Source organism: Paenibacillus mobilis (assembly GCF_058267595.1).
This window is the reverse complement of the sequence record NZ_JBZCMS010000005.1, coordinates 76,066-99,491: the sequence shown is the minus strand read 5'-3', so window position 1 is coordinate 99,491 and position 23,426 is coordinate 76,066. Positions and strand designations below refer to the sequence as shown.

18 protein-coding genes and 1 tRNA gene are annotated in these 23,426 nt (G+C 53.8%); 14 read left to right on the top strand and 5 right to left on the bottom strand.

The genetic code is table 11. The features are described from left to right. The first annotated feature begins 40 nt into the window (after positions 1-40). The 5 genes from AC3ZPD_RS11290 to AC3ZPD_RS11270 all read left to right on the top strand — a co-directional run bounded on the left by AC3ZPD_RS11290 (position 41) and on the right by AC3ZPD_RS11270 (position 8,331). Positions 41-925, top strand: coding sequence for a carbohydrate ABC transporter permease (locus AC3ZPD_RS11290; protein ID WP_490984396.1), 885 nt, complete (start codon positions 41-43; stop codon positions 923-925). After that, positions 922-1,761, top strand: a complete 840-nt coding sequence (locus tag AC3ZPD_RS11285) for a carbohydrate ABC transporter permease (protein WP_490984395.1) — start codon at positions 922-924, stop codon at positions 1,759-1,761. The genes AC3ZPD_RS11290 and AC3ZPD_RS11285 overlap by 4 nt, the downstream gene beginning before the upstream one ends. Positions 1,762-1,848: 87 nt before the next feature. Next, on the top strand, positions 1,849-2,874 hold the full coding sequence (locus AC3ZPD_RS11280) for a glycoside hydrolase family 130 protein (protein ID WP_490984394.1): 1,026 nt from the start codon (positions 1,849-1,851) through the stop codon (positions 2,872-2,874). A gap of 13 nt (positions 2,875-2,887) precedes the next feature. Continuing rightward, the gene (locus AC3ZPD_RS11275; protein ID WP_490984393.1) at positions 2,888-7,954 is read left to right on the top strand and encodes a glycosyl hydrolase family 95 catalytic domain-containing protein; all 5,067 of its coding nucleotides are present in this window, start codon (positions 2,888-2,890) and stop codon (positions 7,952-7,954) included. A gap of 152 nt (positions 7,955-8,106) precedes the next feature. Further along, positions 8,107-8,331, top strand: coding sequence for a helix-turn-helix domain-containing protein (locus AC3ZPD_RS11270; RefSeq protein ID WP_094093982.1), 225 nt, complete (start codon positions 8,107-8,109; stop codon positions 8,329-8,331). A gap of 181 nt (positions 8,332-8,512) precedes the next feature. Here AC3ZPD_RS11270 and AC3ZPD_RS11265 read toward each other — a convergent pair whose 3' ends face one another. The 3 genes from AC3ZPD_RS11265 to AC3ZPD_RS11255 form a co-directional block, all read right to left on the bottom strand. Beyond that, positions 8,513-9,739 (bottom strand): mannitol-1-phosphate 5-dehydrogenase, encoded by a 1,227-nt coding sequence (locus tag AC3ZPD_RS11265; protein WP_490984392.1) that lies wholly within the window; start codon positions 9,737-9,739, stop codon positions 8,513-8,515. 198 nt (positions 9,740-9,937) lie between these two features. Then, positions 9,938-10,606: an HAD family hydrolase gene (locus AC3ZPD_RS11260; protein WP_490984391.1), complete on the bottom strand. Its 669-nt coding sequence runs from the start codon at positions 10,604-10,606 to the stop codon at positions 9,938-9,940. Between the two features lie 472 nt (positions 10,607-11,078). Continuing rightward, the gene (locus tag AC3ZPD_RS11255; RefSeq protein WP_490984390.1) at positions 11,079-12,434 is read right to left on the bottom strand and encodes a dipeptidase; all 1,356 of its coding nucleotides are present in this window, start codon (positions 12,432-12,434) and stop codon (positions 11,079-11,081) included. 274 nt (positions 12,435-12,708) lie between these two features. Here AC3ZPD_RS11255 and AC3ZPD_RS11250 point away from each other — a divergent pair, with 274 nt between their 5' ends. The 3 genes from AC3ZPD_RS11250 (at position 12,709) to AC3ZPD_RS11240 (ending at position 15,877) form a co-directional block, all read left to right on the top strand. After that, entirely contained in the window at positions 12,709-13,941 is a 1,233-nt protein-coding gene (locus AC3ZPD_RS11250; protein ID WP_490984389.1) for a peptidyl-prolyl cis-trans isomerase, read from the top strand. A 162-nt stretch (positions 13,942-14,103) separates the two neighbouring features. Then, positions 14,104-14,850, top strand: coding sequence for a class I SAM-dependent methyltransferase (locus AC3ZPD_RS11245; RefSeq protein WP_490984388.1), 747 nt, complete (start codon positions 14,104-14,106; stop codon positions 14,848-14,850). 1 nt (position 14,851) lies between these two features. Further along, positions 14,852-15,877, top strand: coding sequence for an MBL fold metallo-hydrolase (locus tag AC3ZPD_RS11240; RefSeq protein ID WP_490984387.1), 1,026 nt, complete (start codon positions 14,852-14,854; stop codon positions 15,875-15,877). A 131-nt stretch (positions 15,878-16,008) separates the two neighbouring features. Here the strand turns inward: AC3ZPD_RS11240 and AC3ZPD_RS11235 are convergent, their stop codons facing one another. Further along, positions 16,009-16,581 (bottom strand): phosphatidylglycerophosphatase A family protein, encoded by a 573-nt coding sequence (locus AC3ZPD_RS11235; protein ID WP_490984386.1) that lies wholly within the window; start codon positions 16,579-16,581, stop codon positions 16,009-16,011. Positions 16,582-16,713: 132 nt separating this feature from the next. Between AC3ZPD_RS11235 and AC3ZPD_RS11230 the strand changes: the two genes are divergently transcribed. From AC3ZPD_RS11230 to AC3ZPD_RS11220, 3 genes are all read left to right on the top strand, one after another. Beyond that, a complete protein-coding gene (locus AC3ZPD_RS11230; protein ID WP_490984385.1) occupies positions 16,714-18,123 on the top strand; it encodes a GerMN domain-containing protein in 1,410 nt (469 codons plus the stop codon). 302 nt (positions 18,124-18,425) lie between these two features. After that, entirely contained in the window at positions 18,426-19,175 is a 750-nt protein-coding gene (rph, locus tag AC3ZPD_RS11225; protein WP_490984384.1) for a ribonuclease PH, read from the top strand. Next, entirely contained in the window at positions 19,172-19,807 is a 636-nt protein-coding gene (locus tag AC3ZPD_RS11220) for an XTP/dITP diphosphatase (RefSeq protein ID WP_490984383.1), read from the top strand. The genes rph and AC3ZPD_RS11220 overlap by 4 nt, the downstream gene beginning before the upstream one ends. A 137-nt stretch (positions 19,808-19,944) precedes the next feature. Here the strand turns inward: AC3ZPD_RS11220 and asnB are convergent, their stop codons facing one another. Further along, positions 19,945-21,789, bottom strand: coding sequence for an asparagine synthase (glutamine-hydrolyzing) (asnB, locus tag AC3ZPD_RS11215; RefSeq protein ID WP_490984382.1), 1,845 nt, complete (start codon positions 21,787-21,789; stop codon positions 19,945-19,947). Positions 21,790-21,947: 158 nt separating this feature from the next. On the opposite strand from asnB, the gene AC3ZPD_RS11210 reads away from it, so the two are divergent. From AC3ZPD_RS11210 to AC3ZPD_RS11200, 3 genes are all read left to right on the top strand, one after another. Next, positions 21,948-22,298, top strand: coding sequence for a hypothetical protein (locus tag AC3ZPD_RS11210; protein WP_490984381.1), 351 nt, complete (start codon positions 21,948-21,950; stop codon positions 22,296-22,298). Between the two features lie 157 nt (positions 22,299-22,455). Continuing rightward, positions 22,456-22,529 (top strand) — tRNA-Arg (locus AC3ZPD_RS11205). Between the two features lie 186 nt (positions 22,530-22,715). Continuing rightward, positions 22,716-23,384, top strand: coding sequence for a phosphatase PAP2 family protein (locus tag AC3ZPD_RS11200; protein ID WP_490984380.1), 669 nt, complete (start codon positions 22,716-22,718; stop codon positions 23,382-23,384). The last annotated feature ends 42 nt before the right edge of the window (positions 23,385-23,426 follow it).

Sequence of the window (23,426 nt, the reverse complement as noted above, 5' to 3'; positions counted from 1 at the left end):
GGGTTTTGGACCTCCAGGCGGGGCAAAGGAGCAGGAAGCCATGCAACGCGAAAATTCGTTTAAAATAAGCAGGTTTGGGCTGTTCGGACTTTTGGCTCCAAGCCTTGCCATTTACACCTTCGTGATGATCGTCCCTTTGATTTTATCTTTTTATTACAGCTTGACGGACTGGCTGGGCGGACCCACGAAGAAATTCGTCGGCCTGCACAACTATGAGCTGCTGCTGAAAGACCAGTTATTTTGGCAGTCCTTTAAAAACAACGTCATCATTCTGGTGCTGACGCTGATCCTTCAGATGGGGCTGGCTTTTTTGCTGACGACGTTGTTCATGTCGAAGCTTATCCGGCTGAAGGAGCTGCACCGGACGATCATTTTTTTTCCCGTGGTGCTGTCGGCCGTTGTGGTCGGCTTTATCTGGCAGATGATTTACAGCCATGACTACGGAATTCTGAACGCCTTGCTCCGGGTTGCGGGTTTGGACTCCGTCATCCGGCCGTGGCTCGACGATCCGAAGATCGTCATTTATTCCGTCACGCTCCCGCTGATCTGGCAGTTCCTGGGCATCCCTTTGATGATCTTCGTGTCCGCGGTTCACGGCATCCCCAAGGAAATCTATGAAACGAGCGAGCTGGACGGGTGCACAGGTTTTAAGAAAGCGCGTTACATTACGTTTCCTCTGATCTACGACACGATCAAGGTGGTCATGATGCTGAGCATTTCCTCGAACATGCTGGTGTTCAGCCATATTTACGTCATGACCGGCGGGGGACCGGGAACCAGCTCCATGGTGCTGGCCCAATATGCCTACAAAACCTCGTTTACGAGCATGCAGCTTGGCTACGGCAGCACCATTACGATCGGGATGTTCATTTTAAGCTTTGGCATCGTGCTGCTCTTTAAGCGGCTGGCGGAGGTGAAGCAATGATGACCCTTAAGCTGCTGAAAAAGTCGGGCACCGCTCTTTTTAACGGAATTATGGCTTTGTTTTCCCTGACCTGCCTGTTTCCGATCCTCTGGATTATCTACTCATCGCTCAAGACGAAAGACGAGTTTATGCTGAGTTCCCTGGCGCTTCCCCGGCATTTGGCCTTCCACAACTATTACAAGGCTTTTGTCGAAGGGGAAATGTCGAAGTATTTCATCAGCAGCGCGCTCAACAGCGCGATTACGGTTGCTGCCGTTGTCGTGCTGGCCTTCTGCACGGCTTATGCGCTGTCGCGGTTCAGTTTTAGGGGAAGGAACGCGATTTACACCTTTTTTATCGTAGGCATGCTGATTCCGGTTTACGGATTGATTGTTCCGCTGTACCTGCAGTTCAAGCTGATCGGCTTGTATGACAAGTTTTATACGCTGATTTTGCCTTATATCGCCATTCGGCTTCCGTTGCCGATTTTCCTGATGGAAAGCTTTATCCGGACCATTCCGGCCGAACTGGACCAGGCGGCCCATATCGACGGGGCTTCGACGAGATATACGATGACGCGGATTATTTTTCCGATCTGCCGTCCGGTGATCGCCACGGTGGTTATTCTGGCTTTTCTGGATACGTGGAACGAGTTTCCTTTCGCGCTGGTGTTGGTCACGCATGACGCGTTCAAGACGATTCCGGTCGGTTTGACCAATTTCTACGGCCAATACACGTCGGATTACACGACGCTAATGGCGGCGATGGTGCTGTCCATTTTACCGGTTCTGGCCGTGTACCTGGCCTTCCATAAGAACATCATTCAAGGCATGACCGCCGGCGCGATCAAAGGGTAAGACGCCGTGATCAAGAGGGGATACGCTGCGGACACAGGGGGTCTCCATTAAGAAAAGTGTACATTCAACGAAAAGGAGCAAGCGGAAATGAAGCTGACTAGACACGAAAACAATCCGATCGTGGTGCCCGGGGGCGCCGATTGGAGAAAGGCAGCGGTATTTAATCCGGGGGTGGTTCAGGCAAACGGAAAATATTACATGTATGAGCGGGCGGCGGGTTCGCTCCGTCCTTTCCAGACCGTAATCGGATTGCTAGAGAGCGAAGACGGCGTAAACTTCAAGCCGGCCTCGGAAGAGCCGGTATTCACCGCAGCCATGTTGGGTTATCCCGAGGGCAGCGTGGAGGACGCGCGCGTCGTTTACATCGACGGTACCTATTATATGTGTTATGCGCTGCAGCCCTACGGCTTCGACTGCTGGCCGACGGGCACGGGGCTGCCCCGGTATTACCCGGAGCATTATCCGGGCTGGAAGGATAACGGAGCCGAGCCGATGATTACCCGGTCAGGGATCGCCGTCTCGCAGAACGGCGTGGATTTCACCCAGCTCTGCTACACGACCCCGCCCGAAATCGACGACAGGGACAATGCGTTGTTCCCGGAAAAAATCGGCGGGCAGTTTGCCCTGCTGCGGCGGCCCATGCAGTATGTAGGGCCGCAGTTCGGCACGGACGTGCCGGGCATCTGGATCAGCTTCTCGGACGATTTGCAGAAATGGACAGCTCCCGAGCTGGTGGCGGTGGCCGAAAATCCGGAATGGGAAGGCACCAAAATCGGAGCGTCGGCTACGCCGGTCAAAACCGATCGCGGCTGGCTGCTGCTTTATCACGGCGTTGATGCCGGCTCCGTCTACCGGGTGGGCGCCCTGCTGCTGGATCTGGAAGATCCGCGCCGGGTGATTGCAAGGACGCGGAAACCGATCATGGAGCCTGAAGCGTATTATGAACGTTTTGGACTGGTGCTTCCAAACGTTGTTTTTCCGACGGCGAATCTCGTAGAGGACGGCCAACTTAAAATCTATTACGGCTGCTGCGATACTTGCATCGGCCTGGCCTCCCTTCCGGTGGAAGAATTGATCGATTTCATGTTCGAGGACAAGACCATTCAAATTTGAGAGGGGTAAGACCATGAGATTGAAATGGAACAAAGCTCCCAGATTTGCAAAACTTGTGTTGTGCGCGCTTTTATGTACCGGAATGTACGCAGCGGCAGCCGCGCCGCCGGTTTCGGCGGAATCTGACGCCGGGAACGGCCGACTGCTGCATGTAGCCAAGAACGGAAACGATGCCAATCCCGGCACGGCGGCCGAGCCGTATTTGACGATCAACCATGCGGCGCAGGAAGCGCAGCCCGGCGATACCGTGGTCGTTCATGCCGGATTATACCGCGAAACGGTGAAACCCGCCCGCGGCGGCACGGACGAAGAGCACCGGATCACTTATACAAACGCGGGTGACGGAGAGGTGGTCATTAAAGGCTCCGAGGAAATCGACACCTGGGTTCCGTACAGCGGGGACGTATGGCGGGTAACGCTTCCGAACAGCTATTTCGGAAATTATAATCCCTATGCCACCCGCCATCCGCAGGGAGGAGAGGGCAACTTTTTCCCTATCTATACGGCAGGGGACGTTTACTTGAACGAGCAGGCTTATTATGAAAAAGGTTCGCTGAATAACGTATTGTCCACGGGAGCAACGTGGTATTCGGAGGTTTCCGGGGGTTCAACCACCATTTACGCAAACTTCGAAGGAGCCGACCCGAACGATAAGCTGGCGGAAATTAACGTGCGCAAACAAATTTTCGCTCCGGATGCGTGGGGGCTCGGGTATATTACCGTCGACGGCTTTACGATCAAACATGCCGCGAATACCTATTCCGACTTTCCCGGCGTACCGGCCCGGGGCCAAGCTGGCGCGATCAGCGTAAACGGCGGCCTGAAATGGATCATTCAGAACAACACCATTATCAACGCACGTACGATCGGCATCGACATCGGCCTCGGCAACGATGAGTGGGCCGGGAACAGACCCGGCCAGGCGCGTACGGATTTTCACGATACCGATCTATACGGCTCTCACATCGTCCGCAACAACTACATCGCCAAATGCGGCCAATCCGGCATTGCCGGGGTGTTCTCCTGGAATTCGGACATCTTGTACAATATGATCGAGGATACGAACTACCGCGGCGAATTCAGCGGGGCGGAAACGGCGCCGATCAAAGTCCACTACATGAACAACGGGCTGATCAAGGGCAACTATATTAAAAATTCGAAGGGCGGAAATTCGGCGGGCATCTGGACGGATTGGGGGAATCAGAATGTCCGCGTCACCGGAAATATCGTAATGAATGCGCCGTGGGGCTACTACGCTGAAGCCGTTCATGGGCCTATTCTCGTGGACAACAACGTGTTTATCGGCAACAGCGATATCCGCATGCTGGACGCTACCGGCATCGTGTTCGCCAATAACCTGTTCGTCGACAACGGCAGGATTCATGTGGACGGCGAGGGAAGGGACTGCTATTATTTCGAGCCGGGGACGATGAACGAAACCAGCTCGGTCACCTCCGTCCAGAAGTTCCAATGGTACAACAATCTGGTACAGGGCTCCGAGCTCCCTTCCACTGCGGCGAACAAAACGCAGGTCAAAGAGGATAATTTTTCGAGCGCTCTTTCAAACCTTCAATATACGGCTACCAACGAAGCGGTCAGCATCAGCTTTAATCTGGACACCTCCGGCATGGCAGGCGTGCATCCCGTAACCCAGCAAAGGGTCGGCCTGATTCCCGATGCCAACGAAAGCATCGCCGCCGACGTCGATACCGACTTCTTCGGCAAAACCTTTGCTCCGGGGCATATGGCGGCCGGTCCGTTCGCCGACGCGAAAAGCGGCGCGAATACCTTCGTGTTGTGGCCTCCGCAGGGACAAAACGTGCCTAAACCTCCGGCCCCTCCTGCCGATGTGCCGGTCAATTTGGCGCTGAACGCCAATGCGTCTGCGGTTGCCTCCTACGAGGATACCAATCTGACAGCAGACAAGGCCATTGACGGAAACGGCTCGTCGCGCTGGTCCAGCGACCACAGCAACGACAACAACGCCTGGATTTACGTGGATCTTGGCGATATCTATCAAGTCTCAAAAGTGGTCTTGTCCTGGGAGGCGGCTTATGCCCGCGAATACAAGATTCAAACCTCCAATGACGGACAAAGCTGGGAAGACGCCGCCCATATTACAAATGGCGGAGGCGGCGTAGAGAGTATTGCCGTCCGCAAGGATGCGCGTTACGTTCGCATGCAGGGAATCGCGCCTAGTACGCAGTACGGCTACTCGATATATGAATTTGAGGTTTACGGCAATCCAAAAACAACCGCAGCCGCACCAGAGCCATCGCAGGGAGCTTTGCTCCCTGCGGTTGCTTTATCCACTACTTATCCAAAGAATTACAGTGATTGGGAAGACGGGCTGCTGGCCGGCAACGGCAAGCAGGGAATTATCGTGTTTGGCGACCCGCGCAAGGAGACGGTGATTTTTGACGATAAGGATTTTTTTATGGCCCGGACGGAGGCACGTCCAACAAGGACTTTTAACACCGTTAGCCCGGACAACCTGAACCGCATCCGCGATCTGCTGATCGCCGGAAGGTACAGGGAAGCGAACCAGCTGGCCGCTGACGTACAGGGCTACCAAAACGGGGGCGAAGGCAGCAAACACCCGGGGTACAAGATGACGCTTACGATGCCGGACAGCGGGGAGATTTCGAATTATGCCCGCTCCACGGACTATTCGGCAGGCGTTGTATCCGTTAACTGGTCGGACGATAAAGGAGACTGGGAACGCACTTCCTTTGTATCCAGACCGGATGGCGTGACGGTGCAGTACCTTCCCGCTCCTGCGGGTAAAACCATGGAGGTCAAACTCGGCTTGAGCATCGATGAAGGCATGCATTTGCTGAATAAAGGCGTAACGGTAGAAAACAACTCGAGTACGGATTTTCTTAACCTGCGGGCCAAATATCCCAGCGGCAGCTATGAGGCGGGGTATGAAGGAGTGACGCGCATCATTACCGACGGGACAAAAAAGATGGAAGGCGGGGACGTCTCCGTCACAAACGCTACTTATGTGCTGCTTCTTTCCCTGACCCAGCGTTATGACGGCACCTATGAAGGCGGAGTTCCCGCCCAGCAGGAGTGGAGCGAGCAGCGTCTGCAGCAGAAGCTGGCGAGCATGACGGATGGCTACTCTACTTTGCTGGAGCGCCAGACGGCCGAGCACAATAAAATTTTTGACCGGGTATCGATCGATTTCGGAGCCAGCGACGCAGACCGCTCCAAATCAAACGAAGAGCTTTTGGCGATACAGAAAAACGCCTCCAAGCCGGTGCCGGCTTTATTCGAAAGAATGTTTTATTCCGGCCGCTACCATCTGCTCGCTTCCAGCAGCGAAACGGCTGCTCCCGATCTGCTTGGCAACTGGACGGGCGACAGCAATGTGGGCTGGGACGGTTTCTATCATCTGGACGCCAATCTGAACCTGCAAATTTCAAGCGGCAATATCGGCAACATGCCGGAAGCGATGCAGGGGTATTTTTATCTGAGCAGGCAGTGGCAGGACGATTTTCGCACCAATGCAAGAAAGCTGCTCGGCACAAGAGGCATGCTGACGGGCGGCAACACGCCGAACGAGGAAGGCCTGATCTCCAACATCAACTTCGATTACCCGTACCAATATGTGACCGGCGGGGAATCGTGGCTGCTTTATCCGTTGTGGGAGTATTACGAAGTGACCGGGGACAAAGACTTCCTGGCGAGTCAATATTATCCGCTGATTCGGGATATGGGGGATTTCTACGAGGATTTTCTAGTCCGCAAAGACGCGAGCGGGAATTATATTTTTGCCGGCTCGATTTCTCCCGAAAACCGGCCCGATGGCGGGGTGCCGCTGTCCGTCAATTCGGTTTACGACCTATCCGGCGCCCGTTTTGCGCTGGAGACCCTGATTCAGACCAGTCAAACGCTGGGCAGGGATTCAAACCAAATTCCCGTATGGCAGGAGCTGCTGGACCATCTGCCGCCTTATCTGGTGAACAGCGACGGAGCGCTCGCCGAATGGGCCTGGCCGGACCTGTTGAACAAAAACAGCTACCAGCATCGACACTCCAGCGGACTGATGCCGATATGGCCTTATCGCGAAATTACGCCTGAAAAAAATAAAACCCTGTTTGACGCGGCGGCGGTTTCACTGCAAAAGAAAGACGGGGGCAGCTATGAAAACGCCGGCCACGGATTGCTGCACGGCGCGTTAATTGCCGCGAATCTGAACAATGCCGATTCCGTCAACGCCAAGCTGCTGAGAATGGCCAAAGATGACTATTACTATACGAACATGGCGACCTCGCATTACAACAACCACAATACTTTTGCCACAGATGTGGTCAATTCCGTTCCCGCTGTCATGATGGAAATGCTGGCGACCTCCGATACCGGGACCCTTGAGCTGCTGCCCGCACTGCCTAAAGATTTGCGCAAAGGTTCCATCTCCGGCATGCTCGGGAGAAGCCGGTTTAAGATCGACCAACTCAGCTGGGATTTGGACAGCCGTAAAATCAAACTCGAGCTGACCTCCGATATCGATCAGGATTTAACGCTGATTCAGCGTGCGGGCATTAAAGAAATCAGCAGCGGCAATGCTGTAATTCTCGACTCGCCGCTCGGCGGCATCGCACGTGTGCTGCCTTTGAAGGCAAACGAGACGGTTACCGTCGAGCTGACGCTTCAGGAGGCTGACGCCGACCTCAACCTGGCGCTCGGCAAACCGGCGCTGGCTTCTTCCGAGTCGAATGCGCAGCAGACGGCGGCAGCTGCTTTTGACGGCAGCATGAGCACGCGCTGGAGCGCAAGCCAAGCGGCGGACAGCTGGCTGCAGGTGGACTTGGGGGATCCGTACAAGGTAAGCCGGGTCACGATCGAGTGGGAGGATTCTTACGCCAAAGGGTACATCCTGCAAACCTCGCCCGACGGTCAGACCTGGACGGATGTTTATACGGAGCCAAACGGCAACGGGGGAACGGATACCATAGATTTGAACGCGGATGCCCGGTTCATCCGGATGCAGGGCACTGAAAGGTCCGGTCCATGGGGATATTCCATTTATGAAATGAAGGTGTACGGCGTGCCGGCGGCAGCCCGAGGATGATCAAAGGCTCATAAACAAATGGTCTCATGAAGCCCGCAAGCCCATTTTTATCTTGTCGTCGCACCAATAAGTGGACCCCCTCATAAAATGTGTTGACTGTATCCCTTAACCTTGTTAGACCACAAAACCCGGGCAAGGAGGGGTGACACATTTTGAAGGGCAGCGATCGCAACAGCAAATTTTTGCTTACTCATCGGGAGCGGGAAGTATTTGAACTGCTTGTGCAGGACAAAACGACTCGGGACATTGCAGAACAACTGTTTATAAGTGAAAAGACCGTCCGAAACCACATCTCGAATGTCATGCAAAAACTTAACGTCAAGGGCCGCGCGCAAGCGGTAGTCGAGCTGATCAAGCTTGGGGAACTTAAGATATAGTCGCTTCATTCAAAGTCCCCGAAATGCAAATAGCCTTTCCAGCTTCCCTCACGGGAAGCGGGGAGGCTTTTTTGTCGGGAGGAGCGAAACCTCTCCATCCCGCTTTAGGGAGGAAAGGTCCGCGTCTTTTTGACTATGGTTTGCTTTTCAGCCTGTTCCGTAACCTCTGGATCCTTCCGGATCAATCCTCGTTGGAAGCCAAAGGCAGTTTGTTTTTGACCATCGACTCGAAACCGGAATGGGCAAGGTGCGGATATTTCAGGCAATGTTTATGATAGCTGGCGACGATTTTGCGGTGAAGCGCATGGCCCTCAGGAAAACCCAACTCGTCCTTCACCACCTGCTCGACGCCTTTCTGGCGGAGAAGAGCCTGCAACTGTACCGCTTCCGGATCTTTGGAGGAATCAAACAACAGGGCGGCTGCTATGGCCGACACCAGATGCTCCGTTTTAAACCCGGCCTCGTTCGCCTTTCGGGCAGGGGAAATGAGTCGGTCTTCAGGGGAAAGCTTGCGCAGCGGAGAACGGGCAACTCGGAGAATTTGATCGTTAAAATGAGGATTGGCGAAACGCTCCAGCATTTGTTCGATGTACAGCTCATGTTTGAAGGCATCAAAGCCGTGTTCGGCAACCAGCATCCGGCCGGTTTCCAGCAGGGCTCCTTTAACCTTGGAACGGATGCCCGGGTCGCGCATGGCGTCATGAATGGTGCCGTACCCTTCCAAATAACCATAATAAGCCGCGCAGCAATGGCCGGTATTTACCGTAAACAGTTTGCGTTCTACATAGGGATGAAGCGAATCGGCAAATTTAGCGCCCTGAATAGGGGGAAGCTCGCCAATTAGCTGGCTGCGGTCGATCACCCACTCACAGAAAGGTTCCACCATGACCCGCAGGGGATCCCTGTGTTTCTGAACCGGCACGATACGGTCAACAACCGTGTTGGGAAAAGCGACCCGCGTTTCCGCCAGTCCGGCTTCGTACGGCCTTAAATGCTGCCCCACCCATTTCTTCAGGAGGCTGCTGGCGCCGATGCCGTTTTCACAGGCCATCACATGCAGCGGACCGGCCTGGGGAAATTTTTTCAGCCTCAGACTGATGCCTTTGGCAATCGCCTCGGAAATATCCTTTAAAGCACTTACGCCTACGGCAGTCGTCACTAGATCGGCTTCCGCAATGGAGGCGGCAACAGCATGATCTTCGCCCAAGCTGAGCGCGGTCACGTTATGAACGAGGAAGGAATCCCGCTCTTCGTTGGCGAGCACCACCGGATACTGCCGGCGTCTCTTTAGCTCCTCGACCTTTTTCATGTTCCTTGCGATAAAACAAACCTCGTAGCCGGATTGGGACAACACCGGACCGATAAATCCTCTTCCGATGTTGCCGGCGCCAAAATGCACAGCTTTCATAGAGTTGTTCCTCCTTATTCAGTCAGGTTGTGCTGACGTGATCAGGACCAGGACAAACGGAAGAAAGCGGTAGGGGCAAAATCAAAATAAGCAGGAAATCGTTCTCCCATGCCCTGGTTTCCGTTGACCACGTGGATAGCGGGTAACGCTTTAGCGGCAGGGGGCGGTGACAGATCTACTAAACTTCAAAAATAATGGTCAGGCTTCAAGAAAAAGCTTGCGGGATACGACATGGTCAAAATCGAGGTCACTTAAACGACTGGTTTGGTGATGCGGAGTTTGAAATTCAAGAAACCGGGTGATTTCGTTGGGAATCACAACGCAGTGCAGTCCGGCGGCTGCGGCAGCCTTTGAGCCGTTAGGCGAATCCTCGATCGCAACGGTCTCTTCGGGTTTCAGGTTCAGGCATTGCAGCGCCTGGTGGTACAGCTCGGGGTCCGGTTTCACTTTCGCTACGTCGTCCGAGGTTTTGATGCATTCAAAATAATCGGTGATGCCAAGCTGGTCCAGATGTTTCTCGACCCACTCCCGGGAGGAGCTGGAGGCTACGCCTAGCTTCAGGTTGGCTTCTTTGGCTGCGTCCAGGTACTGCTGAATGCCCGGCCGGATCGCTTCCAGCTCCATCAGCTCGCCGTGGCGGCGGTGAATGGACTGCCTGAATGCTTTTTTGTCGAGCGGCAGGTTTAAATCGGTCATCAGATATTCGTAAGGATTAAAGCCGTTCAGATCCGTTCCGATACAGGTGGAGTACTGCTCAAGAGTCAGCTCAACCCCATGTTCGGCATAAGCGTCTCTAAACGCATAATACCAGGCTGTTTCTGTGTCAATAATCGTGCCGTCAAAATCAAAGATGAATCCTTTGATCAAAACTCATCATCCCCTTTTTTAGTAGATTGGTGAGGTTTCATCCTGCAGCCGGTCCGAAAATTTGTATGTTTCATTTGGAATAAAAAGTAAGTTGCGGCCGCTTGTTAACTACCCTATCATGGAAAAAAAAGAAGCGTCAAGGCGGGCAAAAGCCATTTCCCTTGATGTTAACGTTTTCATCTCGCCCGGATTAACCGCTTTCAAAGCAGCGTTTTTCTCCCTTGTAATGACGCTTAAAAAGTATCGGATTTTTCGCTCTGGAAACGACGAAACTCCAGGAGCGGCAAAGGCTTGAGGCGTTAGGGAGGAGGAAGCCGCCGGCGAGGAACGAACAAGCCGGCCCAAGAGGCAAATAAAAGCGCTAAATAAAAAAGATTGATAAAATTTTGCAATAGGCCGATTCCGGGGAAGAAAAAACGCCCTTTCCCTTCTGCCCAGGCAGAAGAAAAAGGACGATTTTTTTCAGGCAAACTTACAGAGATTTCAGGTATTCCACGATCGTGAGGAGACCTTTATCAAAGTTTTCCAGATTAAAATGCTCGTTTGGCGCATGCAGGTTTTCGTCAGGCAGACCGAAGCCCATCAGCACGGCCGGAGCCGTCAGCACGCGGGACAAGGTTTCGACGATCGGAATCGAGCCGCCGTCTTTCGTGAAGAGGGCGCGGGTTCCGTACACTTTTTCATAGGCATCGGCGGCTTTCTGCAGCATCGGCTGGGAAGGGTCGATGTTGAAAGCAAAAGCCTTCTCCCCTGGATAGAACGTCAGCGCGGCGCCGGTTGGCACGTTAGCCTTCAGATGGCGTTCGATTTTCTGCAAAATGTCATGCGGATTCTGGTTGGCTACCAGACGGCAGGTGATTTTGGCATGGGCTTCTTTAGGGATAACCGTTTTGGAGCCTTCGCCCTGGAAGCCGCCGTATAAGCCGTTAATCTCCAGGGTAGGACGGGCGCCAACGCGCTCTACAAACGTATAACCCGGTTCGCCGAACAGGGAAGTCAGGCCGAGATCTTGTCTCAGCTTCTCTTCATTAAACTGCTGCTTCTCGAATTCGGCGTGCATTTCAGGCGAAAGTGGGGCAACATCGTCGTAGAAACCTTCAACGGCCACACGTCCGTCCGCGTCATGAAGCGAGTTCAGCAAGGTTACGATGGCATGCAGGGCATTTGGTACGCCGCCGCCGAAAGAGCCGGAATGAAGGTCGGTGTTGGCCGTATTGATCGTCAGCTCCAGAGAGCACAAACCGCGCAGACCTGTGGAGATGGCCGGTTTGCCTTTTTCGATCAGGGAAGTATCGGAGATCAGCACCGCGTCGGCTGCCAGCTTATCTTTATGCTGCTCGAGGTAAATTGGCAGATTTGGACTGGAAACCTCTTCTTCGCCTTCAATGCAGAATTTGATGTTGACCGGAAGCTCTTTTTCTTCAGCAAGAATGGCTTCAACGGCTTTGATATGTAAAAATACCTGGCCTTTGTCGTCCGTGGCGCCGCGCGCGTAAAGCTTTCCGTCCCGGACGTCCGGCTCAAACGGAGGCGTCTGCCACAGGTTCAGCGGATCGACAGGCTGCACGTCATAATGGCCGTACACGAGAATCGTCGGTTTGCCCGGCGCGTGCAAATGGTCGGCGTACACGATCGGATGGCCTTTCGTTTCGTTGATGGAGACATTTTCAAGACCGGCGCGTTTCAAGGTTTCGGCGAGCCACTGGGCCGCACGGTTCACGTCGGGTTTGTGCTGCGAAATAGCGGAGATGCTCGGAATGGAGAGCCATTCCTTAAGTTCATTTAAATGTTGTTCTCTAAGGTTCTCAAAATAAGTTTGGTAACTCATATGGTCATCTAATCCTCCCTGGCTTAATCTAAGGTTTATTGTACTACTTTTTGAAGAATAGCGGAAATCGGCACCTTGGCTGAACCCGCGGTCTGAGGACTTCGTTTTTGCCTTATTTGTTTTGGATAAAGATGGATGAAATCGTTCATAATGGCAAAGCTTAAAAAGACCTTAAAAACCTGAATCATAATTTTTAGTAAACCTTAAGGTTTTTGGGCGGAATTTCTGGTATCTTAATAGAAGCTTAGCTAATTCAGAAGGGAGTCACGTATTAATGACCGAAGAGAAAAAAGATTTTCAGGGAGTAGACCCGAACGCTTCCGAGCCTGCAAAAGAAGAACAGGTGCACGAGGCTGAAGCTGAACATAAAGAAGCAGCGGATGCGGCCGAAGGACAAGCTTCTGAAACCGTTCAAGAGCAGGAGGCGCAAGCCGAAGATAAACGGGAGGATGAAGGCGTTCTGGTAACCGGCCTTGACGATAACAGCGAAGCATTGGCAGTGATGCAATCGGAGGATGCCGAAGAAACACAGAAACCGGCGGAAGAACCTCCGGTAAGACGGGGAAACAGCAGCGTATGGGTGGGGATCTCCCTTATTCTGGCCGTATTGCTCGTCATCTCGTTGTTTACCAGCCCGTTTGCCCAAAAGGATTCCGAAAAAGCCGTAGCTACGGTGAACGACACGAAAATTACCAAAGGCCAGCTGTATGACGCTCTGGTTAAAGCCGGCGGCGAGCAAACGCTCAGCGGCATGATCGACGATGAACTGATCCGTCAGGAAGCGGTCAAAGCGAACGTACAAGTGACCGATGCCGACGTTAAGAAAGAAAGAGACTTCTACATCACGCAGTTCGGTTCCGAAGATGCGCTGAACCAGCTGCTTGCCCAATACGGCATGACTGCCGACGATTTCCAAAAACAGCTTAAGAAGGAAGCGCAAATCCGCAAGCTGCTTGAGCCGAAAGTTACGGTAACGGATGATCAGATCAAATCGTATTTCGACCAAAACAAAGCTCAATTTAATACGCCTGCACAGGTACAAGCTTCGCAGATCGTAGTGGCGACTGAACAAGAAGCCAAAGATATTATTACCCAGCTGAAAGGCGGATCCGATTTTGCTGCCTTGGCTAAAGAAAAATCCACGGACACGGCTACCAAAGATAAAGGCGGCGACCTCGGTTTCTTCGCTAAGGATTCCGGCACGGTAGATCCGGCTATCGAAACTGCGGCTTTCTCCCTCAAAAAAGGAGACATCAGCGGCGCGGTTAAAACATCCGACGGCCAATTTGCCGTAGTCAAAGCTACGGATACCAAAGCGGCGCATAGCGCTACCCTGGACGAGAAGAAAAGCGACATCAAAGATCTTCTGGTAACTCAGCAGGTTTCCACGATGTCGACTTCCTGGCTGGACGATCTGAGATCCAAAGCCAAAATCAACAATACGCTCGACAGCGGTGCCGCTGCGGATGAAGCCGGTGCCGAAAGCGGAGCAGCTGCGAACGAATAATCACCGCAGGATCGTAAAAGCTAATAAGCAGCAGACCGGGCAGAGGCCCGGCTGCTGCTTTTTTGCATCCTGCCTTTTTGCGGATTCTTCAAAAGTATATTTAATTCTCATGAAATTGGTTATAAAATAACGGTACACCGTAGACAAGGAAGGGTCGTTACTATGGCGGAATGGTATGAGCACAGTTTTGGCGAAGATTATCTGCTGGTGTACAAACACCGGGACGAGCAGGGGGCCAGACAAGAAGTCAAGCAGATGATCCGATGGCTGGGGCTTGACCCGGGCGCAAAGATGTTGGATTTATGCTGCGGCACGGGGCGTCATGCCTTGGCACTTCAGCAATCGGGGTATCATATGACCGGTGTCGATTTATCCGAAGTGCTGCTCCGCGAAGCAATCCGGCAGGATCCCGAAGGCCTGATCACGTGGCTGAAAGCGGACATGCGCAGCCTGCCGCTTGCGGACGGGCAGTTCGACGCGGTGGTCAATCTTTTTACCTCCTTCGGTTATTTCGTTCACGACTCCGAACACCTGAAGGTGCTGGAGGAAATCAGCCGGGTGCTGAGGCCGGGCGGACGGTTTGTGATTGACTTTCTGAATGCCGAATATACGGTTAAACACCTGATTCCGCAGTCGGAACGGGTGGATGATGGGCAGACAATCCTGGAGACCCGCTGGATCGAGGACGGTTTTGTGAAGAAAAAGATTGAAATTACGAATGCCGAAGGCAATCCCGGCGACAAAAGAATATACGACGAACGGATCAAGCTGTATTCGCTTGAAGAGTTCGAGCGTTTGTTCAGCCAAGCAGGCCTGCGGATGGAAGAAGTCCACGGCAGCTACGAGGACAACGATCCGTATGATCGACATCAATCGAAACGGATGATTATGGTGGGAAGAAGGGTTTAAGATGCCGGAAATGCCGGAAATACCGGAAATGAAAAAATGGCAGGAGGGAAGGCTGGTTCAGCTTCCCATCCCCATGGCACCGCCGCTGCGGCTGGTCAACAGCTACCTTTTACGGGATCCCCGATCAGGCGAGCTGACGATTATCGACCCGGGCCCGCGTTCGGAAGCAGCGGAACAAGAATGGGCGGCGGTGCAGGAACGATTCGGACTCCGCCCGCAGCTGGTGAAACAAATCGTGGTGACTCATCATCACCCCGATCATTTGGGGCTGGCAGGTTTCCTCCAGCAGCGGTTTGGCGCTCCGGTGCTGATGTCCAAAGCCGCGCACCAGGAAGCGGAGCGGATGTGGCAGCCGGACAGAAAGATGAACCGGGCGCTGCCGGAGCTGTTCCGTCGACATGGTTTTCCGGTGGCTCTTGCCGAGTTGCTGCCGGAGCATCTGGAGAGCTTTTACCGGCAGGTTGAGCCGCTGCCGGAAGTGACTTACGTCGAAGAGGACCAGGAGCTTGAAATGGGCGGCTGGCGCTGGCGCCCTGTTCAAACCGGAGGCCATGCATCCGGTCACCTGTCTTTTTACCAGGCAGAAGAAAAGGTGATGTTATGCGGGGATGCCGTCCTGCCGCAAATCTCTCCCAATATCAGCTATCATCCAGGCGGAGATCAACAGCCGCTGCAAACCTTTATGGAGGGACTGCGGAAGCTGGGACAATATGAAGTGTCCATGGCTTTTCCGGGCCACCGGAACCCGTTTGACTATTTCAATACCCGTACGGAGATGCTCATCGAGCATCACGAGGAACGCCTGGCTAAAGTGTCCGGACTGCTCCGGCAGTCGGGGGCGCAGACCGGGTATGAAATCTGCGCAGCTCTGTTTGGAACGGCGCTGAGCCTGCATCAGACGCGATTCGCCATGTCGGAAAGCCTGGCCCACCTGTTGGAGCTGGTGCGACGGGACGCAGCGGGGCTAAAGCTTCAGCCTGACGGAAGCTATCGTTTCGTTGACCGGACTTATGCCAAGACCCATTAGTTTTTCCCGAGTTAACGTTCTTATCCTGCCTTACCTTTCTACTCAGGAACGGATTTTCACCAAAAAAGCTGTCCCGGACGGCCGATCTTAGATCGGGTCTGGGACAGCTTTATTTTTATGGCCGGTCTGTTTTACAAAGAAGTGCCTTTTTCGGCCAGCGTATCCACGGAATCCTCCCCGCGCGCCTGTTCGCGTTCCGCCTGCTTGCGGTGGGCGATCCGGCTGCTTGCCGCCGCGGCAACGGCCCCAACAATGTCATCCAGATAGGTGTTGACGGGACCCAGGCTTTTATCGTTAAGCCGTTCGAGAATGCCGGGTTTCAGCTTGTCCACGTAACCGTAGTTCGTAAATCCGATGGTCCCGTAAACATTCACGATGGAGAAAGCGAGAATTTCATCCACGCCGTACAGGCTTTCATCGTAACGGATCATATCCTGCAGCTCCGGGATCAGCAAATTCTGCTCGCACAAAATATCCAGCTGAATGCCGGTAAGCACGGCGTTTTGCACTTCCCGTTTGGACAATACCCGTTCCACGTTATGGATGCATTCCTCCATGGTCAGGTTCGGGTAATATTTTTTCTGCAGCAGCATGACCAGCTCGGCGATTTCCTCGATCTGCACGCCGCGTTTTTCCAGCCAGTATTTGGTGGCTTCCGCGACCTTTTTACTGTTCAGGGCATAAGGGGTTTTTGGTTCTTCCATTTCCTGTTCACCTCGTTCTCAGCATCTTTAATAAGCTGTCCAAATCTCCAAAAAATATAGTTATTTTTCAAAAGAAGGCTCGTATACATAGTAGTACAAACCAGCCCAATAAACGTAGGGAGGACCCCATTCATGAAACGTATGAAACACTGGAAAAAGACGGCCGCCGCCGGCGCGGTTGCGCTGCCGCTTATTTTATCAGGCTGCTCCTTGATCGGAGCCGGCCCCTCCGGAACCATCGATGCTCCGCCGGCCAACGTGGAAGCGCAGATGCTGAACGGAGAGACGCCGACTGCGGCGGAAGTCCAGCATGATCCGGCAACCTTGACAACGGTTTATCTGAACAATGGACAAGACATGCTTGCCCCGGTTTCCCTGCCGCTGGACGACAGCGCGGACGCCGGGAAAACCACAGGCAGCGCGGACGGACAGCAGACGGATAAAGACGCGCAGCAAACGGGCGCAGACGAACAGCAAGCGGACCCAGACGCGCAGCAGACCTCGGCCGTTGATCCGCTTGCCGGAGACGATGCCTCCGATGCGTCGGCCGGAGATGCGGCTGCAACAACGGCAGACACAGACGAATCCGCAGACACGTCGGCCGTAACCGACGGCAGCGACAGTGCAGAAGGTGCATCTGACCAAGCCGACGCTGCTTCGGCCGAAACGAAGGATTCGGCGGCGACTGAAGGGGATGCACAAGCCGCAAAAGACCAGAGTCAAGGCGCAGCCCCCACCTCCGCCGCTTCAAACGACAAGCTGGTTAAAAGTCTTGAAACCCTGGTGAAAAACGGTCCCTACCAAAGCGAACTCCCGCTAGGCTTCAGCGGCGTTTTGCCTGAAGGCACCGAAGTCAAAAGCGTAACGGTCAAAGCCGACCAGAAGCTGGCCGTCGTCGAATTCTCCAAAGCGTTTGACGGCTACGATAAAGCGGACGAGCGCAAAATCCTGGAAGCCGTCACCTGGACGCTGACCGAGCAGGCGGGCGTGGATTCCGTTGAAGTTTGGGTGGACGGGCAGCGGCTGACCGAAATGCCGGTGGACCACACGCCTATTCCGTATCCGCTGAACCGCGCGGTAGGCATCAATCTGGAATTGAACGGAGGAGCAAGCGTATCGCAAACGACGCCGGTGACCGTTTATTTCACGGCAACCTCCGAAGACGGATCCTCTTATTTTGTACCCGTTACCCGCTTTGTTCCAAACAGCGAAAATCCGCTGAAGGCCGCGCTTGGGCAATTGATTGACGGCCCTCAGCAAGGGGACGGACTGGAGCAAGTGCTCACGGAAACGGCTTCCCTGAAATCCGTTGATTCCAAGGACGGCGTGGTAAGCGTCGCCCTGAACGACGATATGTTCGACAGCGGCGAGCGAATTCCGGCCCAAATGCTGGAGGCCGTTGTGCTTACGATTACAGAAAATGCCAAAGGAAGCAAAGTGAACATCACGTTTAACGACAGCAAAAATGTAGTGGATACAGAAAATAAAGCTTACAGCAGCCCGGTTACCCGGCCCGAAAAAATCAACGACCTCTCCGTTTAATCAGGCATTTTTCCGGCTCGATCCGGGCAGACTGACAACGTCAGGTGTGCCCGGGTCAGAGGCTTAGCGGAGCCATCCGAGACCAGCCGGTCTCTTTTTTTTGTCTGCGGGCCTGAAGGGGGAGACTTATGAGGGCTTGTATCCCGGGATGCTTTTGCTGGTTGACTTTGGTAGAATAAGGGGAGCACGCCGAGAACATCTTTGAGAACTGGAAGAGGCGGCAAGTTTCCGGGATTTCCGCGAAGGCGGATTTCGGAGCAAGGCCCCGCTCGGCGGGGTTATTTAAGGAGGACAACAGGAACATGAGACTCGATGGCCGCGCCCAAGATGAGCGCAGAGCAATGAAACTTACGGTAAATACGAATAAATATGCGGAAGGATCGGTCTTCATCGAAGTTGGCGATACAAAGGTGATTTGTACGGCGACGGTGGAAGAACGGGTTCCTCCATTTATGAAAGGACAAGGCAAAGGCTGGGTGACAGCGGAATATTCGATGCTGCCGCGCGCTACCCACACCCGCAACCAGCGGGAAGCCAGCCGGGGCAAGCTGACGGGCCGCACGATGGAAATTCAGCGTTTGATCGGCCGGGCACTCCGTTCAGTCGTGAACCTGGAGGCGCTCGGTGAACGTTCCGTGCTGATCGACTGCGACGTTATTCAGGCTGACGGCGGGACACGGACAAGTTCGATTACCGGCGCGTTTGTTGCCATGACGATGGCGATTCAGAAGCTGGCCGCCAAACATAATCTGCCCGTATTTCCGGTGACGGATTATCTGGCTTCTGTGAGCGTCGGGGTGATCGGGGAGCAGCTGCTCCTGGATTTGAATTACGAAGAAGATTCCAAAGCCAAAGTCGATATGAACGTTGTTATGACGGGGCAGGGCAAATTTGTAGAAGTGCAAGGCACAGGGGAAGAAAATCCGTTCTCCCGGGATGAACTGAACGGGCTGCTCGCTTTGGCGGAGAAAGGCATCAGTGAAATGATTACCCAGCAGCGTGAGGCATTAGGACCGATTGCAGACAAGATTGGAGGCAGGGCGCAGGCATGACCGAACCGACCGCGATTATTGTATCCACCCGGAACAAAGGCAAGGTTCGCGAGTTTGCGCATGCGTTGTCTATCCTCGGGAAGCCGGTAAAAAGCATGTACGATTTCCCGGATGTGCCGGAGGTTGTCGAAGACGGTGAAACGTTTGCGGAAAATGCCCGCAAAAAGGCCAAGGAAGTTGGCGACCGGCTGGGCATGCCGGTGCTGGCCGACGATTCCGGCTTGTGCGTGGACCGGCTGGATGGCAGACCGGGCGTATATTCCGCCCGTTTTGCGGGTGAAGGCGCCACGGACGCCCAAAATAATGAAAAGCTGCTGGCCGAGCTGGCGGAGCTGAACCTCGGCGAAGATACGGAGCAGCCGCTGCTCAGTCCGGCCCGCTTCGTCTGCAGCCTGGCTTATTACGATCCGGCAACAGGAAGTTTCGTAGAGGCCGACGGAGAAGTGGAAGGCTGGATTACGTCTGAGCCGGCCGGAGGCGGCGGATTTGGTTATGACCCGCTGTTTTACCTGCCTGAATATGAGAAAACGATGGCCGAGCTGAGCCTGGATGAGAAGCAGGCGGTCAGCCACAGGGGCCGTGCGCTCCGCAAGCTGGCGGAGCAGCTTGAGACGCAGGTCAAGTCGTTATAAGCGGGTTCGACCGGCACGACAAGGAAGGAAACATCCGAAACCCGAATAACTAGAAACCCAAAAAAGCATCCCGCAGCGGGATGCTTTTTTGGGTGTTTACTGGAGTCTGCAAAGCTCTTCGTCTTATCCGGCAAAGATTAACGGATGGCCACGTTATAATCCTTGAGCCAGCGGTTGACCTGCGTCAGGTAGGCAAACAGCTGCGGTCCGGACATCAGCTGGCTAAACCAGGGCAGATGTGAAGTCGGATCGGTGGTAGCGGCGATCTCGCGCAGTTTTTTGCTGTCCACCAGCGGCAGGATCGGCGAAGCCGGATCGTCCAGCACCGACAGCATTTGATCCCGGACTGCATCCAGGTAAGCCGGGTTGTGGGTTTTTGGATACGGGCTTTTTTTGCGGTACAAAACGTCGTCCGGAAGCAGGCCTTCCAGCGACTTGCGGAGGATGCCTTTTTCCCGGTCGCCGGTCATTTTGATAGGCCATGGAATATTGAATACATATTCGACCAGCCGATGGTCGCAATACGGTACGCGCACTTCTAGTCCGGCCCCCATGCTCATGCGGTCCTTCCGGTCCAGCAGGGTAGGCATGAAACGGGTGATGTTCAGGTAGGAGAGCACGCGCATTTTCGCGTCGTTTTCGGTTTCGCCTTCCAGGGCAGGCACTTCGGCCAGCGCTTCCTGATAACGGCTTTCTACGTAATCCAGCGGTTGAATGTGCTCCCTCAGCTCCGGAGACAGCAAACCGGCGCGGAAGGCGCTCGAGACGGACCATGGGAAGGTGCCGGAATCGCGCAGCTCGGGACGGTGGAACCAGGGATAACCGCCGAAAATTTCATCCGCAGCTTCGCCGGACAAAGCTACGGTAACCTCTTTTTTAATTTCATGGGAGAAGAGCAGCAGAGAAGAGTCCACATCGACCATACCCGGCAAATCCCGGACTCTTGTGGCATCGTCCAGCGCTTCTACCAGGGAATCCGTGTCGATCAGTACATAGTGATGCTGGGTTTTCAGCTCGTCGACCATCCGTTTGATCCAGGGGCCGTCCGCTCCCGGCTGGAACGCATGCTCTTTGAAATGTTTGTCATTGCCGACGTAATCCACGGAAAAAGTGTGCACCTGGCCTTGGCCGGTCTGATTGTAATAGTTGACGGCCAGCGCGGTAAGCGCGCTGGAATCCAGGCCGCCAGACAACAACGTGCCCAAAGGCACATCGGAGATCAATTGACGTTCTACCGTATCGACCAGCAAGGAGCGCAGCTTTTCGGCGGTTTGCTCGACATTGTCCTCATGAGCGACGCTTTCCAGCTTCCAGTAGGGATAAATCCGAAGTCCTGCCCGGCTGTAAATCATGGCATACCCCGGACGCAGCTCCTTCAGTTCTTTGTAGACGCCGTGGCCGGGAGTGCGTGCCGGTCCGATCGCAAAAATTTCGGCAAGCCCTTCCGCGTCAACGGAGGCTTCGACCCCAGGATGCATAAGGATGGCTTTCGGTTCGGAGCCGAAGACGAGCAGTCCGTCCTGCTCGCTGTAAAACAAGGGTTTAACCCCTAAACGGTCTCTTGCAAAAAAAACATACTGCTTCACGCTGTCCCACACCGCAAACGCAAAAATGCCGTTGAGCCGGTCCACGCAGCCCGGACCCCATTCGGCATAGGAGTGAAGGAGGACTTCCGTATCGCAGGTCGTACGGAAATGATGGCCCCTTTGCTGCAGCTCGCTTTTTAATTCGGCTGCATTATAAATTTCCCCGTTGTATACGATCGTGAACGCCGTGTCCTCATCCTGAAAAGTCATGGGCTGAGCGCCGTTTTCGGGATCCATTACACTCAGGCGGCGGTGTCCGAAGGCGCAAGGGTTGGAAATCCAAGTTCCGTGGCCGTCCGGCCCCCGTCTGTTCAGGGTTTCGGTCATATTCACCAGAAGCTCGGAATCCTGCGTCAGATCCCGGCCCCATTCAATAAATCCGGTAATTCCACACATGATTATTGTTCATCCTCTCTTTCAGCCAATCCCTGGTGCGTAGTGAAGTCGCCCAAAGTAATAACACATTATGCCGAACCGGGGCATAAAATGTCTGTCCTTTATGGAAACTAATGAAGGAAGCGTATGCAATTGAAACCAGGAAAGGGGAATGGAGCATGTACAAAATCACTAATGCGGAATTCCGCCGGATGTCGGAATATAACGGCCAGCGCTGCGCGGAAATCGAAGTAAACTCCGGCAAGGCCGGGGAACATGATCTGCTTGTTTACGTTGCCAAAACGCCACAGGGAGATTACGACATCGTCCATATGTACAGTACCGACATCGATCCCGAGATCGACTGGTACAACAACAATCTGCACGAAGCCTATGCGGAAATCTCAGAAGAGGAATTTGGTGCCCATCTGTCTTCTTCCACGCAAACGGCCGAGCTTCATCGTACGCAATTCAAGGAATCGTTATTCGGCATGAAGCAGATCGCCGCCAAATTGAAGGAAAACCTGTAGCTTATCGCCCCGACCGTGCGCAGCATTCCGCTTCGGCGGCTGCTGCCTAACGGGCGCGGCGCCTTTTTTCCGCATGGGCCCGGCATCCAGCCAGCAGCAAAAATCACTTGAAATAAATCCAAATTACGGTATAATAATTTACGTTGTCCTTACATATGTCCCAGTAGCTCAGCTGGATAGAGCAACGGCCTTCTAAGCCGTCGGTCAGGGGTTCGAATCCCTTCTGGGACGTTTTTTTGTAGAAAAGTCCTCCCCTATAGAGGGCTTTTTTTCGTCCCTCGGGAGGAGAACTTTTTAATAGAAACCCTTAAATTTCCCTGTCCAAACGGGTTGCCGCTCTTCCGCAACAGCAGTAAAATAAGTCAGTAATGCCACGGGCCCTTCTGCTCGATCCTGTAGGGAAGGTTTTGATCGGGAATGATGAACTCTTTTCGTCTTCGTTTCAAAGAACAGCGGCGCTGGCTCCCGCTGATGCTGATGCTCGTTTTTCCGCTGCTCGGCTATTTGTATCATTTTGTCGACCACCCCACCAAACATGTATATTCTCTGGTTACCGGTTTTGACCTGGCGACACCGTTTATCAAATATTTTTCTGTGCCCTACGGGGTCTGGATTTTTTATATTTACGCCTGTCTGGTCTATTTCTTTTTCAGGGACAGAAAGGCCTACTACCAGTCTATCGTTCTTTATACGGTTTGCGCGCTGACCTGCTACGCGATTTACAGCGTGTTCCAGACGACGGTTCCCCGGCCGGTTGTAAGCGGGAGCGACGTTTTTTCCCGGCTGGTCACTTTTATTTACGACCGGGATCAGCCGTTTAACTGTTTTCCCAGCATCCATTGTTTTTCCAGCTATATGGTTCTGCGGATGATGTTTGCCAGTCCCGCGCGCGGCCTTATGAACAGGCTCCTGATCGGGGGGATGTCGGTCACCATCATTTGTTCGACTCTGTTTATGAAACAGCACGTCATCTTGGATGCCCTTTCGGCTTTCGCCCTGGTGGAAATGTATCGGCTGATTCTCTTCAAGCTTCCGGCCCGGCATGCCGAGCAGGCGGCCCTGCGCCGCCGGCAGATGCAGGCATAATGAGCTATACCGAAAAATAAGAATAATCCGGGTACGATCAGA

Coding starts and splice junctions, on each gene's coding strand:
- AC3ZPD_RS11240 (WP_490984387.1), top strand. CDS start 14,852: ATGCCGGAAATGCCGGAAATACCGGAAATGAAAAAATGGCAGGAGGGA.
- AC3ZPD_RS11290 (WP_490984396.1), top strand. CDS start 41: ATGCAACGCGAAAATTCGTTTAAAATAAGCAGGTTTGGGCTGTTCGGA.
- rph (WP_490984384.1), top strand. CDS start 18,426: ATGAGACTCGATGGCCGCGCCCAAGATGAGCGCAGAGCAATGAAACTT.
- AC3ZPD_RS11275 (WP_490984393.1), top strand. CDS start 2,888: ATGAGATTGAAATGGAACAAAGCTCCCAGATTTGCAAAACTTGTGTTG.
- AC3ZPD_RS11200 (WP_490984380.1), top strand. CDS start 22,716: ATGATGAACTCTTTTCGTCTTCGTTTCAAAGAACAGCGGCGCTGGCTC.
- AC3ZPD_RS11280 (WP_490984394.1), top strand. CDS start 1,849: ATGAAGCTGACTAGACACGAAAACAATCCGATCGTGGTGCCCGGGGGC.
- AC3ZPD_RS11255 (WP_490984390.1), bottom strand. CDS start 12,434: ATGAGTTACCAAACTTATTTTGAGAACCTTAGAGAACAACATTTAAAT.
- AC3ZPD_RS11265 (WP_490984392.1), bottom strand. CDS start 9,739: ATGAAAGCTGTGCATTTTGGCGCCGGCAACATCGGAAGAGGATTTATC.
- AC3ZPD_RS11250 (WP_490984389.1), top strand. CDS start 12,709: ATGACCGAAGAGAAAAAAGATTTTCAGGGAGTAGACCCGAACGCTTCC.
- AC3ZPD_RS11220 (WP_490984383.1), top strand. CDS start 19,172: ATGACCGAACCGACCGCGATTATTGTATCCACCCGGAACAAAGGCAAG.
- asnB (WP_490984382.1), bottom strand. CDS start 21,789: ATGTGTGGAATTACCGGATTTATTGAATGGGGCCGGGATCTGACGCAG.
- AC3ZPD_RS11245 (WP_490984388.1), top strand. CDS start 14,104: ATGGCGGAATGGTATGAGCACAGTTTTGGCGAAGATTATCTGCTGGTG.
- AC3ZPD_RS11210 (WP_490984381.1), top strand. CDS start 21,948: ATGTACAAAATCACTAATGCGGAATTCCGCCGGATGTCGGAATATAAC.
- AC3ZPD_RS11235 (WP_490984386.1), bottom strand. CDS start 16,581: ATGGAAGAACCAAAAACCCCTTATGCCCTGAACAGTAAAAAGGTCGCG.
- AC3ZPD_RS11285 (WP_490984395.1), top strand. CDS start 922: ATGATGACCCTTAAGCTGCTGAAAAAGTCGGGCACCGCTCTTTTTAAC.
- AC3ZPD_RS11230 (WP_490984385.1), top strand. CDS start 16,714: ATGAAACGTATGAAACACTGGAAAAAGACGGCCGCCGCCGGCGCGGTT.